Raw genomic sequence first — 14,343 nt, 5'->3', positions numbered from 1 at the left:
CCTTTGGATTCATCTGACCCAAGGAATTATGCAGTTGCGATCAAGCGACGGCCCAGTGCAGCGGGAACATCGGATCGAAAACGGTGACCGTACCGGCGCCGGTCTCGATCTTCTTCGGATAGGTCACGGCCTCGGCCTGCTTGCGCAGCGTGATCGTTTCCTCGTTCACCGGCAGGCCGTACCAGGCGGGGCCGTTCAGCGAGGCAAAGGCTTCGAGCTTGTCGAGCGCACTTTCCTCTTCGAACACATGCGCCAGGCAGCTCATGGTGTTGATCGAGGTGTAGATGCCGGCGCAGCCGCAGGCGCATTCCTTCAAGGGATCGACGTGCGGTGCGGAGTCCGTGCCGAGGAAGAAGCGCTTGTCGCCGGAGACCGCAGCCGCGCGCAGTGCGAGGCGGTGGTTCTCGCGCTTGGCGACAGGCAGGCAGTAGTAATGCGGCTTGATCCCGCCAACGAGAATGGCGTTGCGGTTGATGATCAGGTGATGGGTGGTGATCGAACCTGCAAGGTTCGCTTTCGACGCCTTGATGTAGTCGATGCCGTCCTTGGTGGTGACATGCTCCATCGTCACCTTCAGTTCCGGCAGGCGCTGGCGCAAGGGGTCGAGAACGGTCTCGATGAATACGGCTTCGCGGTCGAAGATATCGACATCCGCGCTCGTGACTTCGCCGTGCACGCAGAGCGGCAGGCCGATCTTTGCCATGCGCTCCAAGACCGGCATCGCCTCATCGATGTTACGCACGCCGCTATGCGAGTTCGTCGTCGCACCTGCCGGGTATAGCTTGACCGCCTTGACGAGGCCGCTGTTGTGGCCGGCCTCGACGTCGTCGGGATTGGTGCCTGCGGTCAGGTAGAGCGTCATCAGCGGCTCGAACCGGTCCCCGGCCGGGATCGCCGAGACGATGCGTTCGCGATAGGCGGAGGCGTCTGCGGTGGTGACGACCGGCGGCACCAGGTTGGGCATGATGATCGCGCGGGCGAAATGGCGGCTGGTATCGGCAATGACGCCCTTCAGCATGTCGCCGTCGCGCAGGTGAAGGTGCCAATCATCCGGGCGGCGGATAACGAGGTCTTGCATGGTCAGCGTTCTCCTAGGTCAGAGCAGGCGCAGACGGAAAACCGCAGCCCCGGGCTCGCGCCCGATCCGCGCGCGCGGCTTTGCGAGCCGGCGGGTGCGCGGGTGACGGGCGGTTTCTCATGTGGTGGAACCGCGTCTCGATATCACCAATGCGCCCGCAAACACAATCCGCAATCCGGCCATCGCTCAGAAATCCGCAAGCACCAGATCGGCAGCCCGCTGACGCTCCACCACCCGATGCGCGTTCGGGATATCGTTGCCAAGGGCTTTGCGCTTTGCCGCCTCCTCGTCATAGCCGTGATCGTACCAGCGTTTTAGAAGCCGCCGCTCCAGTTCCTCGACGCCGGGGTTGATGAAGATCGAGAAATCGAAGGCGCCTTCGAGCCCCGTCCAAGGCGCCTCGTCGAGCAGCAGGTAATTGCCCTCCACCAGGATGATGCGGGTTTCGGGCGCAACGATCCGGGCCGAGGCGATCGCGATCTCGCGCGAGCGGTCGAAGACCGGAACCAACACCTCGCCGTCATTGGCGCGGACGGCTGCGACTGTCGAAAGAAAAGCCCTGACGTCGAAGGTCTCCGGCGATCCCTTGCGAGGGAGCAGACCTTTTTCCTCGAGAACGGCATTGTCCATGTGGAAACCGTCCATCGGCAGCACCGCCGCCTTTTCGCCGCCGGCAACCAGGGTTTCGGCCAGCGCCTCGGCCAGCGTCGACTTGCCGGCACCGGGCGGCCCGGCGATGGCGACGACGAAGCGGGCGGCACCGGCCGCCCGTTTCAGGATTTCGTTGGCGATCGGCTCGACGTTCATGCCGCAAGCGCCTCGCGCGGCGGCTCCTTCGCCCCGGTCATGAAGGCAACCGCATCCGACATCGTGTGCTCCTTCGGATTGATGACGCAGAGACGCTTGCCGAGACGGTGCACGTGGATGCGGTCGGCCACCTCGAACACATGCGGCATGTTGTGCGAGATCAAGACGATCGGCAGGCCGCGGGCGCGCACGTCAAGGATCAGTTCCAGCACGCGCCGGCTCTCCTTGACGCCCAGTGCCGCGGTCGGCTCGTCCATGATCACCACCTTGGAGCCGAAGGCCGCGGCGCGGGCCACGGCCACGCCCTGACGCTGGCCGCCCGAGAGTGTTTCCACCGCCTGATTGATGTTCTGGATGGTCATCAGTCCAAGCTCGGAGAGCTTTGCCCGTGCTTTCTGTTCCATCGCCGAGCGATCGAGCGTGCGGAAGAGCTTGCCCATGATGCCGGGTTTACGGATCTCGCGACCGAGGAACATGTTGTCGGCGATCGACAGTGCCGGCGACAGCGCCAGGTTCTGGTAGACCGTCTCGATGCCGGCGGCGCGCGCATCCATCGGCGACCGGAAGTTGACCGTCTGCCCCTCGAGCTTGATCTCCCCTTCGTCAGGATGGATCGCACCCGAAATCGCCTTGATCATCGAGGATTTTCCGGCGCCGTTGTCACCTATCACGGCGAGAATTTCGCCGGGATAGAGATCGAAATCGGCTTGGTCGAGAGCGGTGACACGGCCGTAACGCTTGACCAGACCGCGCGCGGTGAGAATGGGTTCCTGGGCCATCAGCCTGCTACCTTTCTGATCCATTGGTCGATTGCGACGGCGGTGATGATCAGCACGCCGGTGAGGAAGACCTTCCATTGCGGATCGGCGCCCAGCATGTTGAGGCCCATGGAGACGACACCGACGATCATCGCGCCAATCAGCGTCCCGAGGATCGACCCACGTCCGCCGAAGAGCGAGATGCCGCCAATCACGGCTGCGGTAATGGCCTGGAGGTTATAGTCGGTGACGGCAGCCGACGGCGATATCGAGCCGTTGCGGCCGATCGAGACCCAGGCGGCAAGCGCCGCGATCAGGCCGGCCAGCGTATAGGCGCTCAAAAGCACGCGGCTGGTGCGGATACCCGAGAGCTTCGCCGCTTCCGGATCGTCGCCGACCGCATAGAGGTGCCGGCCCCAGGCGGTGTGGTTCAGCGCGTACCAGAGGCCGAAGACGAGGGCGACCATGACGATGACGCCGAGCGTCAGCACCGCCGAACCGATCTTGAAGCTGACGCCGAAGACATGCAGCATCTGGGTGACGGCGGTGACATCGGCTTCGCGGATCGTTTCGTTCGCCGAATAGATGAAGTTCGTCGACATGATCACGTACCAGGTGCCGAGCGTCACGATGAACGGCGGCAGCTTTACCCTGGAAACGAGGAAACCGTTGAGGAAGCCGCAGGCGCCGCCGACAAGAAATCCGATGGCGATAGCGATCGGTGCGGGAAGCCCGTAGGTCACGGCGCAATTGCCCATGATGACGGCTGAAAGCACCATGATCACGCCGATCGAAAGGTCGATGCCGGCGGTCAGAATCACCAGCGTCTGCGCCGCGCCGAGGATACCGACGATGGCGATCTGCTGGAGGATGAGCGTCAGGGTGTAGGACGAGAAGAACTTGCCCCCGATGGCGATGCCGAAAATCAGGATCGCCGCGACCAGCACGATGAACGGCACGGCGGCCGGCGTCGAATGCAGGAAATGCTGGATCTTCTGGACCGCTGTCTTGTCATGCGTGTCGAACGACGCGACCTGCGTCGAACTGTTGACCAGGACTTTTTCGAATTCCTGGGATGGCTGCGCGGCTGTGTTGGGCTCGCCCATGGACCTTCCTCCCGTGAACCCCGCTCCCAAGGGGTTGCGATGCTGCTTGGTGCACAGCCCGCCCGCCTTCGGGCGGGCATCAGCACTCCTACAAGAGGCTGCGCGGTTTTCATCGCCTTGTCAAAGACATCGGCGCTTACGCGAAGGGCGGCCGGGGCCGCCCTTCGGTGACTGGCTCATACGTTCGAAGCGAGGTGGCGATCAGCCCCAGCACTTCTCCGTGCCGACCTTGGTGTCGATCGATTCGACGCCGGCTGCCGGCTTGTCGGTGACCAGCGAAACGCCGGTGTCGAAGAAGTCCTTGCCTTCGGTCGGCTTCGGCTTCTCGCCAGTGTCGGCGAACTTCTTGATCGCCTCGATGCCCAGCGCCGCCATCATCAGCGGGTACTGCTGCGAGGTCGCGCCGATGACGCCTTCGGCGACCGACTTGACGCCCGGGCAACCACCGTCGACCGACACGATCAGCACGTCCTTTTCCTTGCCCACGGCCTTCAGTGCCTGGTAGGCGCCGACGGCGGCCGGTTCGTTGATCGTGTGGATGACGTTGATATCGGGATCCTTCTGCAGAAGGTTCTCCATCGCCTTGCGGCCGCCTTCCTCGTTGCCGTTGGTGACGTCGTGGCCGACGATGCGCGGATCATCCTCGTCGCCGATCTTGTTCGGGTCCTTCGGGTCGATGCCGAAGCCCATCATGAAGCCCTGATCGCGCAGAACGTCGACGGTCGGCTGCGACGGCGTGAGGTCGAGGAAGCCGACCTTGGCGGTCTTGGCGCCGTCGCCCATGGTGGCGGCAGCCCATTGGCCGATCAGCTTGCCGGCGAGCAGGTTGTCGGTGGCAAATGTCGCGTCGGCTGCGGTCGCCGGATCGAGCGGGGTGTCGAGCGCGATCACGAGCAGGCCAGCCTCCTGCGCCTTCTTCACCTGATCGACGATCGCCTTGGTATCGGAGGCGGCAATCAGGATGCCCTTTGCGCCATCGGCGATGCAGGATTCGATGGCGGCCACCTGGCTGTCATGGTCGCCGTCGATCTTGCCGGCATAGGCCTTCAGCTCCACGCCGAGTTCCTTGGCCTTGGCGGTGGCGCCTTCCTTCATCTTGACGAAGAAGGGGTTGGTGTCGGTCTTGGTAATCAGGCAGGCGCTGACATCGGCAGCGTGTGCCGGTGCGGCGAAGACGACGCCAAGCGACAGCGCGCCAAAGGCGGCGGAAAGAACAGTCTTCTTCATGAAATCCTCCCAAGGATTGAAAATCGTGCCGGCGGACCGGCCCAGGCCACGCCAGCGCAGCATTCTCCTCCGCTGCAATTGGCGCTTCCGAGATAAAAACAAACACTAAAATTCCGGGGTGTCAATAAATAAATCAAATTGAATTATTATTTCGATGTGGCATTCTTGGGATCAAGGCGCACCACCGGAGGATTGGCGCGCCGATCAAATTGACACAGCCGCGACAAGTGGAAACAAGAGACCTGCGCCAAGCGGGCAGCAGAACGGGATGGGAATGCCCCATGCGGTTTCCGCCTGCATCCTGCGCACATGATCCAATGCCAACGGGAGGAGACGGTGGCATGTCACTGACAGACGGCCCCGACAGGGGACCGACGCAACCTGAAGTCATAGACCCGAGTGGCGGCGCCAACCAGACGCGTGTGCGCGCCTATAACGAGCGGCTGGTCATGTCGCTTGTCCGGCGCCACGGCGGCCTCTCCAAGGCCGACATTGCCCGGCGCTCCGGGCTTTCGGCGCAGACCGTTTCGGTGATCATGCGGGCGCTCGAAAGCGACGGCCTTCTGGTCAAGGGCGATCCCGTCAGAGGCAAGGTCGGGCAGCCCTCGACGCCGATGCGGCTCAATCCGGACGCGGTCTATTCCTTCGGCGTCAAGATCGGCCGACGCAGCGCCGATCTGGTGCTGATGGATTTCGTCGGCACCATCCGTCTGCATCTGCACCATGTGCACCCCTATCCGCTGCCCGGCGATCTCGTCGACTTCATCATTTCGGGCATGGCAAAGCTCGAGCAGCAGTTGAACCCCGACCAGCGCAAGCGCATTGCCGGCATCGGCATCGCCACGCCCTTCGAACTCTGGAACTGGGCGGAAGAAGTGGGCGCGCCGCGCGAAGAGATGAACAAGTGGCGCGACGTCGACCTGCAGGCGGCGGTCGCGGCCCGCACCACCTATCCGGTTTTCCTGCAGAACGACGGCACCAGCGCCTGCGGCGCAGAACTCGCCTTCGGCGTCGGCGCCAGCTATCCGGATTTCGTCTATTTCTACATCGGCTCGTTCATCGGCGGCGGCGTCGTGCTGAACTCCGCGCTCTTTTCCGGACGCACCGGCACGGCCGGTGCCGTCGGACCGCTGCCGGTCTCAGGCAAGGACGGCAAGACCATCCAGCTCCTCAAGATCGCCTCGGTCTTCGTGCTCGAGAACCTCCTGCGCGAGCGCGGCATCGATCCGCGACCGCTTTGGTATTCGGCCGACGACTGGATCGATTTCGGCGAGCCGCTCGACATCTGGATCGACGACTGCGGCGCAGCTCTTGCCCAGGCCGTCGTCTCCGCCGTCTCGATCGTCGACTTCTCCGCCGTCGTCATCGACGGCGGCTTTCCGCCCTGGGTGCGGGCGCGGCTGCTTTCCGCCACGCGCAAGGCACTCTACGACCTCGACCTTCAGGGCGTGACCATTCCCGAACTGGTGGAAGGCATGGTCGGCAGCCACGCGCGCGCCATCGGCGGCGCGAGCCTGCCGCTCTTTTCCCGCTACCTGCTCGACACCAATGTCCTCTTCAAGGAGCTCGGCTGATGCTGAAAGGCCTGAACCCGATCCTCAGTCCCGAACTGCTCGCAACGCTGCGGGCGATGGGCCACGGCGACGAGATCGCGCTGGTGGATGGCAACTATCCCGGCCAGGAACATGCGCGCCGGCTCGTGCGGCTCGACGGGCATGGGCTGATCCCGGTGCTCGACGCCATCTTGAGCGTCTTGCCGATCGACGACTTCGTGGCCGACGCGATCTTCCGGGCAACGGTCAAACAGGACAAGGACGCGCTCGACCCCGTCCACCAGGAGATCGTCGCGTGCTGCGGCAGGCACGAGCCGAACCGCCACGTCGTTCCCCTGCTCGGCGCCGATTTCTATCCGCGCGTTCGAGCCGCCCATACGATCGTGCAGACCAGCGAGCCTCGACTTTACGGCAACGTCATCCTGCGCAAGGGCGTGATCTATCCCTAGAGCATGTCGCGCAAGAGCGCGCAGCGGTTTTGCGATGACGACACGCGAAAATCAAAGACCGAACGCGCCGAGAACGCGATGAGGAAACGTGTGCGCGGTTTTCCGCACGCACCCCACTCCGACCCTGTTCAAACGCAAAAAAGCCCGCCGATCGACGGCGGGCTTTTGTTATCACGGTGAGACCAAGCCTCAGGCGCCGCGCTTGTCGACCGACAGCGCGCCGGGGCCGAAAGCGCCGAGCACCAGGAAGCCGCCCGCGATCGCAACGTTCTTCATCATCATCAGGCCGTTGAAGACGGTGAGCAGGCCATTGGCTTCCGGCGGGAAGTTCGGAACATTGATCGCGCCGCTGTGGAAGGCAAAGGCGGTGACCAGGCTGAAGGCGGCGAGCAGATAGGCAGCAATCTTCGTCTGGAAGCCGACGAGGACGGCGAGACCGGCAACAAGCTCGAAGAGACCTGCGAGGTAGGCAAGCACGGTCGGAGCCGGCCAGCCGGCGCCGGTGATCATCTGGGCGGTGCCCGAGGGATCCATCAGCTTGCTGAAACCGGACATGATGAACATGATAGAAAGCAGGATGCGTCCGACGAGGACGGCAACATTCTGAGGCATGGAAGGCTCCTGTGAGAAACGGTTGTTGACAACAGAAGTATCAGCATTCTCAAAATCATCTAGCCGCTCCGCAAGCGACAGATCGTTCACAAAAATGAAACGCCTACGACCCATCGTCAACCTTCTACCGACCGGTTCTCGACGCAGAACTGCAAGGCAATGCGGAACCACAACGACGGCGCGCCGTTCTTTTCTGTTGCAAGGACGCAGCGGCTGGGCAAAGAATTTCGGCGCGGCTGGGGAACGCCGCGCGGGGGCATGACATGAACGAAATCAACCGGAGCCCGACATTCTGGCGCTCGTTTCCGATTTTTGAAGAATTCGACAAGAGCACGATTGCCGAGCTTGCGGATATCGCAACCTACCGGAAGTGGCCGGCCGGCACCGTGATCTTCCAGCGCGGCGACGAGGGCAATTACATGATTGTCGTCATCTCCGGGCGCATCAAGCTGTCGCTGATCACGCCGCAGGGGCGCGAGCTCATGCTGCGCCAGCACGAAGCCGGCGCGATCTTCGGCGAGATGGCCGTGCTCGACGGCCAGACCCGTTCGGCCGATGCGACGACCATGACCGCGTCCGAAGGCTATGTGATCGGCAAGAAGGCCTTTCTCGATATCGTCACCAATCGCCCGGAAGCGGCCGAAGCGGTCATCCGCTTTCTCTGCGCCCAGCTTCGCGATACGACCGAGCGGCTGGAAACCATCGCGCTTTACGACCTCAACGCCCGGGTAGCGCGCTTCTTCCTCGCGACGCTCCGGCAGATCCACGGCAACGAATTGCCGGAAAGCGCCAATCTGAGGCTGACCATGAGCCAGACGGATATCGCCGGCGTGCTCGGCGCCAGCCGGCCAAAGGTTAACCGCGCCATCCAATGGCTGGAGGAGAGCGGCGCGATCAAGCGCAACGAAGGCATCATCGCCTGCAAGGTCGGCCGCCTGCAGAGCATCGCTGACCCCGAGGAGGACTAGACCGTATGGTCGCTGAGCGGCGCCGGCGTTTGCGTTTCACGCCGCTTGCCGGCGGTTGCCTCACGAGCCTGCTTGCGGCCATAGCGCTCTATCTTTACGCCGGACCTCTGTTCGAAACCCAGCGCGAGCTGTTCTTCGACAGTCTGACGCAATGGGTTCCGGCACCCCAATCGCCTGATATCATCGTCGTCGACATCGACCGGCAGGCCCACCAGTCGCGCCCCTCGGGCGAGTGGGACCGGGCAGCGACCGCCGAGCTTCTGTCGCAGCTCGCGACCGCCGGCGCCAAGGTGATTGCGGTCGACTTCGTCTTCAGCGCCGATTGTAACCCCACCTCCGACGGCAACCCGGCGCTTGCCGCAGCGCTTTCGAAGACCGCCGTCGTGCTTGGATTCCTCGTTGCCGATACTGTCCAGGAGCGACCGCGTCCCGTGCCGCCGCTGGCGCTCAGCCGTCCCTTCACCGCACCCGAACTGTGGTTTCTCGACGGCGCCGAAGCCTCGTGCCCGGCCTTCATGGACCAAGCGAGTGCGGCGGCCTCCTCGTTTCTCGTCGGCGACGAGGATGCGCGCATACGCCGGGTTCAGGCCTATGCCATACTCGGCAACGACGCCTATCCGACGCTGGCGATCGAAGCGACCCGGCAGATGCGGGGCGGTGGCACGCCCATCCTCGGCGGCCAGCCGGCTTGGGTTCGCATCGACGGGCAAACGATCTTGCTCGACGACACAGGAAGCCTGCGTTTCGTGGCAACCCCGCAGGAGCGGCTGAGCGAACGCACGGTTTCGGCGGCCGACGTCCTGTCCGGCAAGGCTTCTGCGGAACGCTTCGCCGGCAAGCTCGTGCTGATCGGCAGCAGCCTGCCAAGCCTCGGAGGCCTGAGGCCGAGCGCTTCGATGCCGCTCGAACCCTCGGTGCAGATCCACGCCGACATCGCCAACGCGATCCTGACCGGCTTCCTGCCCCAGCGCGACGGCCGACTGCCGCTGGCCGAAGCCGTGGCTGCACTTGTCGCCGGCCTCGGCGTCGCCTTCGCCGCCACCCGCCTGCGCCCGCTGACATCGGCGGCGCTCGGCCTTGGCGCCGTCGCCACCGCCGTCACGGCCGCCGCCGTCATCTACGATGGCAGCGGCTGGCTCGTCGACGCCGTCAGCATTTCGATCGCCCTTGTTGCCGTCCTTGCGGTGACCAGCGTGCTGCAATTTGCCGAGGTTCGGCGCGCGGAAGCGACGGCCCGGCAGAAGTTTTCGCAATATCTGCCGCAGTCGGTGGTCGCCCGCTACATCGACAATCCCGGACTTGCCCGCATGGCTGGCGAGGAGCGTCAGGTGACCGCGCTCTTTACCGACATCGAGAGCTTTTCCACCCTGTCGCAAAGGCTGAAGCCGCGCGAGCTCATCGCCCTGCTCGACATCTACTTCGCCGAAGTCAACGCGCTTGTGGCCGACCATGGCGGCATGGTTGACAAGGTGGTGGGCGATGCGGTGCACGCGTTCTTCAACGCCCCGGAGGACCTGGCCGATCATGTCGACAGGGCGATCGATTGCGCCAAGGCGATCCACGCGCTGACGGAAGAGATGCGCAGGCGTCCGCAGTTCGCCGCCAACGGTTTCGGCCGGACGCGGATCGGCATCGAGACCGGGCCGGCCGTCGTCGGCGAGGTCGGCGCCGGCGGCAAGCTCGACTACACGGCCCACGGCGATGCGATCAACCTGGCGGCACGCCTTCAGGAGGCAAACAAGTTTCTCGGTACGGCGATCTGTGTCGGGCCCGCTGCCGCTCAGGAAAGCAAACGGCCGCTTCGCCCGCTTGGCAGCCACGAGATTCGCGGGTTCTCGACGATGGAACTGTTCACGGTCGCCGATTGAGGCGGCGCGCCGTCTGCACCCGCCGCTGCGGATAAAGTCGGCGCCAGCTCAGCGCGTCAGGCCGACACTGGCATAGGCCTCCTTGATGCGCGCCTCGCCCCAGTTGGCGGGCTCGCTCGGGGCGTCCCCGCGATGATGAAACTCCACCCCCTGCCCTGCAGCGACAATCTTGGTTACGCCGCCGCGCGCGACCGAAACGCTTCCATGTTCGACGAAGACCGCAAAGGCGGCCCGGCTCGGACCACAGAAGAACTTGGTGCCGCGCACGCCGATCATGCCGAAGGCGGTGCGCACGGCGACATCGACCTTCGGCAGTCCCTCGGGCCGGTCAAAGACCATGCGGCCCGTTCCAAGCTCGAGCGTGCCGCCCTGCCCGGCAATGAAACTGTCGACGAGCAGTTCGGTTTCGGCGCCCAGAAGCACGCGCGTATCCGTGCCGAGGTTCAAGGTTGCAAAACTCTCGGCGTTCGTGTGGACGCGGTCGTTTTCGAAAAGCTGGCCGCCAACGGCGAGCGGCTTGTCCTTTTTCGCCTGCCTTAGCCGGACATCGCCGCGGATCTCCGTCGCCTCGCCAAGGGCTGAGCCTGCCCAGGCGGGCGCAGCACCACCGCTAACGGCTGTCAGCAACAGGCCGCCGACGACGACGCGCCGGCTCACCAGCAACTTGCGGTTCGACGCTGCCAGATCATCCATTTGCATCTCTCCCGTTTTGCGCGCTGCCGCCATCCGAGGATAGTCCCGGCGCTCCCGGATGCAAGCGGGCGCGAGGCCGGGCCTGCGGCAATCCTCGTCACTTCGCCAGAGCTTTCGTTGCCGGGCTGTTCCCGCCGGAACAGCCGTCTCCAACGGACAGCGATAAGTTCACGGTCAAGAGAAGGGAGAGCTTCATGGAAAATCGCAGCGCATCCGGCACCCGCATCATCAACGCCGTATTCCTGGCCGTCGTCAGCCTGCTGGCGGTTGCTGCGATCGCACTTCCTTCAGCCCGCGCCGCCGAGCTTTCCGCAGCCGATGTCTGCGACCGCGAGGCAGGCAGCATTTTCGACCTGCAGCGCAACATGGCCTTCCCGGCGGTCGCCACCGAGGACATCAAGATCGGCGTCGCACTGTCGGCCTGCCGCGAGGCCTATAACCAGAAGAGTGGCGCCCGCACCGAGTTTCAGCTGGCCCGCGTTCTCGACAAGGCCGGCCAGAAGATCCAGTCGCAGCGCATCCTCGGCGAAGCCGCCGAGCATGGCCATGCGCTCGCCATGACCAACTATGCCGTCCTGGTCGGCGAAGGTGGCGATATCGCAACCGAATTCGCGTTGAACCAGAAGGCGGCCGCCGCCGGCAACATTCTTGCCGCCTACAATCTCGGCGTCTCCTATCGCGACGGCATGGGAACCTCGGTCAACGGCGAACTGGCGATCGCATGGTTCGAACGGGCATCGCTCGCCGGCGACGACGTCGCCGCCTTCAATCTCGCGGTCATCCTGGATGAAGGAAAGCTGGTCGCCGAGGACAACGCCAAGGCCGCGAAGTTCTACCGGCTGGCCGCAGACCGCGGCAACGTCGATGCCATGGTCAATCTCGGCCTGATGCTCGAGAACGGCGAAGGCATCAACAAGGATATACCCGCGGCACGGGAAATCTTCCGCAAGGCGGCCAATGAAGGCGATGCGTTTGCTGGCCAGAAGCTCGCCGAACTCAGCGTCAGCGACGGATTTGAGACAGCCATGCTGCCCAAGGCCAGCCGCGTCAAGTAATCGAACACGCCTCCCAAGGGCCACGCGGGTCGGAGATCCCATGATCTTCGGCCCGCGTTTTCGTTTGGAACAGCCCCTAAGAGCCGACTAGCGGATTTCGCCTGCCTGAGGTCCCCAGGTATCGGTGAGCGCAAAGCCGTCGGCCAGCGGATCGAACGGATCGAGCGCCACCTGGTGCAGGCCGAAGGTCCAGCCTCGGCCGGCGATCGTCGGGATGATCGCCTCGCGGCCGGCAACCGTCGTCACACCTTCGAGGCCGACTTCGAACTCCGAACCGATGATCGAGCGCGATTTCAGGACGTCGCCGACCTTGACCTTGCCGCGCGCATGCAGCGTCGCGAGATTGGCCGAACTGCCCGTACCGCAGGGCGAGCGGTCGACGCGACCCGGCCACATGGTGGTGCATGTGCGGATCGTGCCATCGGCCTCGACATCGCGGAACATCACATAGGCGACGCCCTTGATCTCAGGGATTTCCGGATGGACGACCGGGATGGTGCGGTTGACGATGTCTTTGAGGATCATGCCGGCCTCGACGATCTCGCGGGCGTTTGCCTTGTCGATCGTCGTGCCGATCTGGCCGACATCGACCAGGGCGTAGAAGATGCCGCCATAGCAGAGGTCGAGCTTGATCTTGCCCCACTTCGGCGTGTCGACCTCGACGTCGAGCTCATGCACGAAGGACGGCACCATGGTCAGCTTCACCTTCTCGCAGCGGCCGTCGCGGCAGGTGGCGGTTGCCTTGACGAGGCCGGAGGCGGTGTCGAGCATGACGACGGTCTCGGGTTCCTTCATCTCGATGATGCCGGATTCCAAGAGCGCGGTCGTGACGCAGATCGAGTTCGAGCCCGACATGGCGTGCGCCTGGTCGGCCTGCAGGATGATGAAGCCGGCGTCGGCTTCCGGACGCTTCGGCGGCACCAGCAGGTTGACCGAGCCGATCGAGCCGGAGCGCGGCTCCAGGCACAGGAACCGGCGCAGGCTGTCGTCGACCGTGTTGATGTGGTTGAGCTGCTCGGCGATCGAGTTGCCCGGGATCTTCGGCACGCCGCCGATCGCGACCTTGCCGATTTCGCCCTCGCAATGAACGTCCAGCAACTGGATCGTGCGCTTCCACCGCATGCCGTTTCTCCAACGCGTTTGCCATCGCCTCAACGGCGATCATGGCTGATATATCAGATGCGCCTGCATTACCGCTTTCCGCGGGCGCCCGCAAGAAAAACCGCGAGCCGCTGTTCGTCTGTCGAGCCCAAAGATGCGGCTTGACGCAAGTCCGCCCGCACGACAGCTTGGGCCAATCGGACGCAACCCTCTGGAACTCCATGACAAAGCTGATCATCTTCACCGACCTGCACATGGTGCCCGAGGGCACGACGATCATCGGCCTCGATCCGTATCAGCGGCTGGCCAACGGCATTGCCCATGTCAACCGCTACCATGCGGATGCGGACCGGGTGGTCTTCATGGGCGATCTCACCCACCACGCAGACCATGCGTCCTACCAGCGTCTGAAACGGCTGATCGATCGGCTGACGCCGCCGGTCGCCATCACCATCGGCAATCATGATCGGCGCGAGGTGTTCCGCGAGGTCTTTGCCGACGCGGCGACCGACGAGAACGGCTTCGTGCAGCAGGCAATCGATTTTGCCGACTGCCGTATCCTCCTGCTCGATACGCTGTTTGCCCCACCCTATGATTATCCGACCAGCCATGCGGGTGTGCTTTGCGCCAAGCGGCTCGCCTGGCTCGACAGGCAACTGGCCGATGCCGGCGACCGGCCGGTGCTCATCTTCATGCACCACCCGCCGCACAGGACGGGCTTTAGCGGCATGGACATGATCCGGCTCGCCAACGAGACGGAGTTCTACGACCTCGTCAAACGGCACGGCAATGTGCGGCACATCTTCGCCGGCCATGTGCACCGGACGATCAGTGGTTCCAGCCGGGGCATCCCGTTTTCGGTCTTCAAGAGCCCTGTGCACCAGCAGCCGATGCCCTTCGATGCACCCGACGCCTCGCTGTCGGTCGATGAGCCGGCCGCCTATGGCATCGCCGTCGTGACCGACGATGGCGTGCTGGTGCATACGGAGGACTACGAGATCGCCCGTCGGGACGCCGCCATCGCGTAAGGGCCATTTCAGACCGCGGACCTTCATGCTAGTTTGAGGC

General features: G+C 64.0%; 14 protein-coding genes and 1 pseudogene. 7 read left to right on the top strand and 8 right to left on the bottom strand.

Going from position 1 to position 14,343, the window contains the following annotated elements:
- Window positions 1-40 precede the first annotated feature (40 nt).
- The 5 genes from pyrC to M2267_RS02170 all read right to left on the bottom strand — a co-directional run bounded on the left by pyrC (window position 41) and on the right by M2267_RS02170 (window position 4,976).
- The gene (gene pyrC, locus M2267_RS02190; protein WP_429112208.1) at window positions 41-1,078 is read right to left on the bottom strand and encodes a dihydroorotase; all 1,038 of its coding nucleotides are present in this window, start codon (window positions 1,076-1,078) and stop codon (window positions 41-43) included.
- Window positions 1,079-1,264: 186 nt separating this feature from the next.
- On the bottom strand, window positions 1,265-1,885 hold the full coding sequence (locus M2267_RS02185) for a nucleoside triphosphate hydrolase (RefSeq protein WP_429112207.1): 621 nt from the start codon (window positions 1,883-1,885) through the stop codon (window positions 1,265-1,267).
- Window positions 1,882-2,664 carry an ATP-binding cassette domain-containing protein gene (locus M2267_RS02180; protein ID WP_043618874.1) on the bottom strand — a complete coding sequence of 261 codons (783 nt, stop codon included), beginning with the start codon at window positions 2,662-2,664 and terminating at the stop codon, window positions 1,882-1,884. The genes M2267_RS02185 and M2267_RS02180 overlap by 4 nt, the downstream gene beginning before the upstream one ends.
- A complete protein-coding gene (locus M2267_RS02175; RefSeq protein ID WP_429112204.1) occupies window positions 2,664-3,749 on the bottom strand; it encodes an ABC transporter permease in 1,086 nt (361 codons plus the stop codon). The genes M2267_RS02180 and M2267_RS02175 overlap by 1 nt, the downstream gene beginning before the upstream one ends.
- Before the next feature lie 201 nt (window positions 3,750-3,950).
- A complete protein-coding gene (locus M2267_RS02170) occupies window positions 3,951-4,976 on the bottom strand; it encodes a sugar ABC transporter substrate-binding protein (protein WP_429112203.1) in 1,026 nt (341 codons plus the stop codon).
- Between the two features lie 341 nt (window positions 4,977-5,317).
- Between M2267_RS02170 and M2267_RS02165 the strand changes: the two genes are divergently transcribed.
- Together M2267_RS02165 and M2267_RS02160 are read left to right on the top strand one after the other, a co-directional pair.
- Window positions 5,318-6,550, top strand: a complete 1,233-nt coding sequence (locus M2267_RS02165) for an ROK family transcriptional regulator (protein ID WP_429112201.1) — start codon at window positions 5,318-5,320, stop codon at window positions 6,548-6,550.
- Window positions 6,550-6,978 carry an RbsD/FucU family protein gene (locus tag M2267_RS02160; RefSeq protein WP_429112199.1) on the top strand — a complete coding sequence of 143 codons (429 nt, stop codon included), beginning with the start codon at window positions 6,550-6,552 and terminating at the stop codon, window positions 6,976-6,978. Before M2267_RS02165 ends, M2267_RS02160 begins: the two co-directional genes overlap by 1 nt.
- A gap of 189 nt (window positions 6,979-7,167) precedes the next feature.
- Here the strand turns inward: M2267_RS02160 and M2267_RS02155 are convergent, their stop codons facing one another.
- Window positions 7,168-7,590, bottom strand: a complete 423-nt coding sequence (locus M2267_RS02155) for a DoxX family protein (protein WP_043618888.1) — start codon at window positions 7,588-7,590, stop codon at window positions 7,168-7,170.
- A gap of 263 nt (window positions 7,591-7,853) precedes the next feature.
- Between M2267_RS02155 and M2267_RS02150 the strand changes: the two genes are divergently transcribed.
- Together M2267_RS02150 and M2267_RS02145 are read left to right on the top strand one after the other, a co-directional pair.
- Window positions 7,854-8,558 carry a Crp/Fnr family transcriptional regulator gene (locus M2267_RS02150; RefSeq protein ID WP_043618891.1) on the top strand — a complete coding sequence of 235 codons (705 nt, stop codon included), beginning with the start codon at window positions 7,854-7,856 and terminating at the stop codon, window positions 8,556-8,558.
- 5 nt (window positions 8,559-8,563) lie between these two features.
- Window positions 8,564-10,426 carry a CHASE2 domain-containing protein gene (locus M2267_RS02145; protein WP_429112197.1) on the top strand — a complete coding sequence of 621 codons (1,863 nt, stop codon included), beginning with the start codon at window positions 8,564-8,566 and terminating at the stop codon, window positions 10,424-10,426.
- A 48-nt stretch (window positions 10,427-10,474) separates the two neighbouring features.
- On the opposite strand, the gene M2267_RS02140 is transcribed toward M2267_RS02145, so the two are convergent.
- A complete protein-coding gene (locus M2267_RS02140; RefSeq protein ID WP_429112196.1) occupies window positions 10,475-11,119 on the bottom strand; it encodes a FecR family protein in 645 nt (214 codons plus the stop codon).
- A gap of 194 nt (window positions 11,120-11,313) precedes the next feature.
- Between M2267_RS02140 and M2267_RS02135 the strand changes: the two are divergent.
- Window positions 11,314-11,859: pseudogene (locus M2267_RS02135) on the top strand (sel1 repeat family protein); the annotation flags it as partial.
- Window positions 11,836-12,174 carry a tetratricopeptide repeat protein gene (locus tag M2267_RS02130; RefSeq protein WP_429113025.1) on the top strand — a complete coding sequence of 113 codons (339 nt, stop codon included), beginning with the start codon at window positions 11,836-11,838 and terminating at the stop codon, window positions 12,172-12,174. The pseudogene M2267_RS02135 and the gene M2267_RS02130, both read left to right, overlap by 24 nt.
- An 87-nt stretch (window positions 12,175-12,261) precedes the next feature.
- Here the strand turns inward: M2267_RS02130 and M2267_RS02125 are convergent, their stop codons facing one another.
- Window positions 12,262-13,296, bottom strand: coding sequence for a proline racemase family protein (locus tag M2267_RS02125; protein WP_034797259.1), 1,035 nt, complete (start codon window positions 13,294-13,296; stop codon window positions 12,262-12,264).
- A gap of 200 nt (window positions 13,297-13,496) precedes the next feature.
- Between M2267_RS02125 and spdA the strand changes: the two genes are divergently transcribed.
- Window positions 13,497-14,303, top strand: a complete 807-nt coding sequence (gene spdA / locus M2267_RS02120; RefSeq protein WP_429112194.1) for a 2', 3'cyclic nucleotide phosphodiesterase SpdA — start codon at window positions 13,497-13,499, stop codon at window positions 14,301-14,303.
- Window positions 14,304-14,343: the final 40 nt, after the last annotated feature.

Source organism: Ensifer sp. KUDG1, from assembly GCF_050434285.1.
Classification (GTDB): Bacteria; Pseudomonadota; Alphaproteobacteria; order Rhizobiales; family Rhizobiaceae; genus Ensifer.
This window is presented reverse-complemented; position numbering and strand designations above follow the sequence as displayed.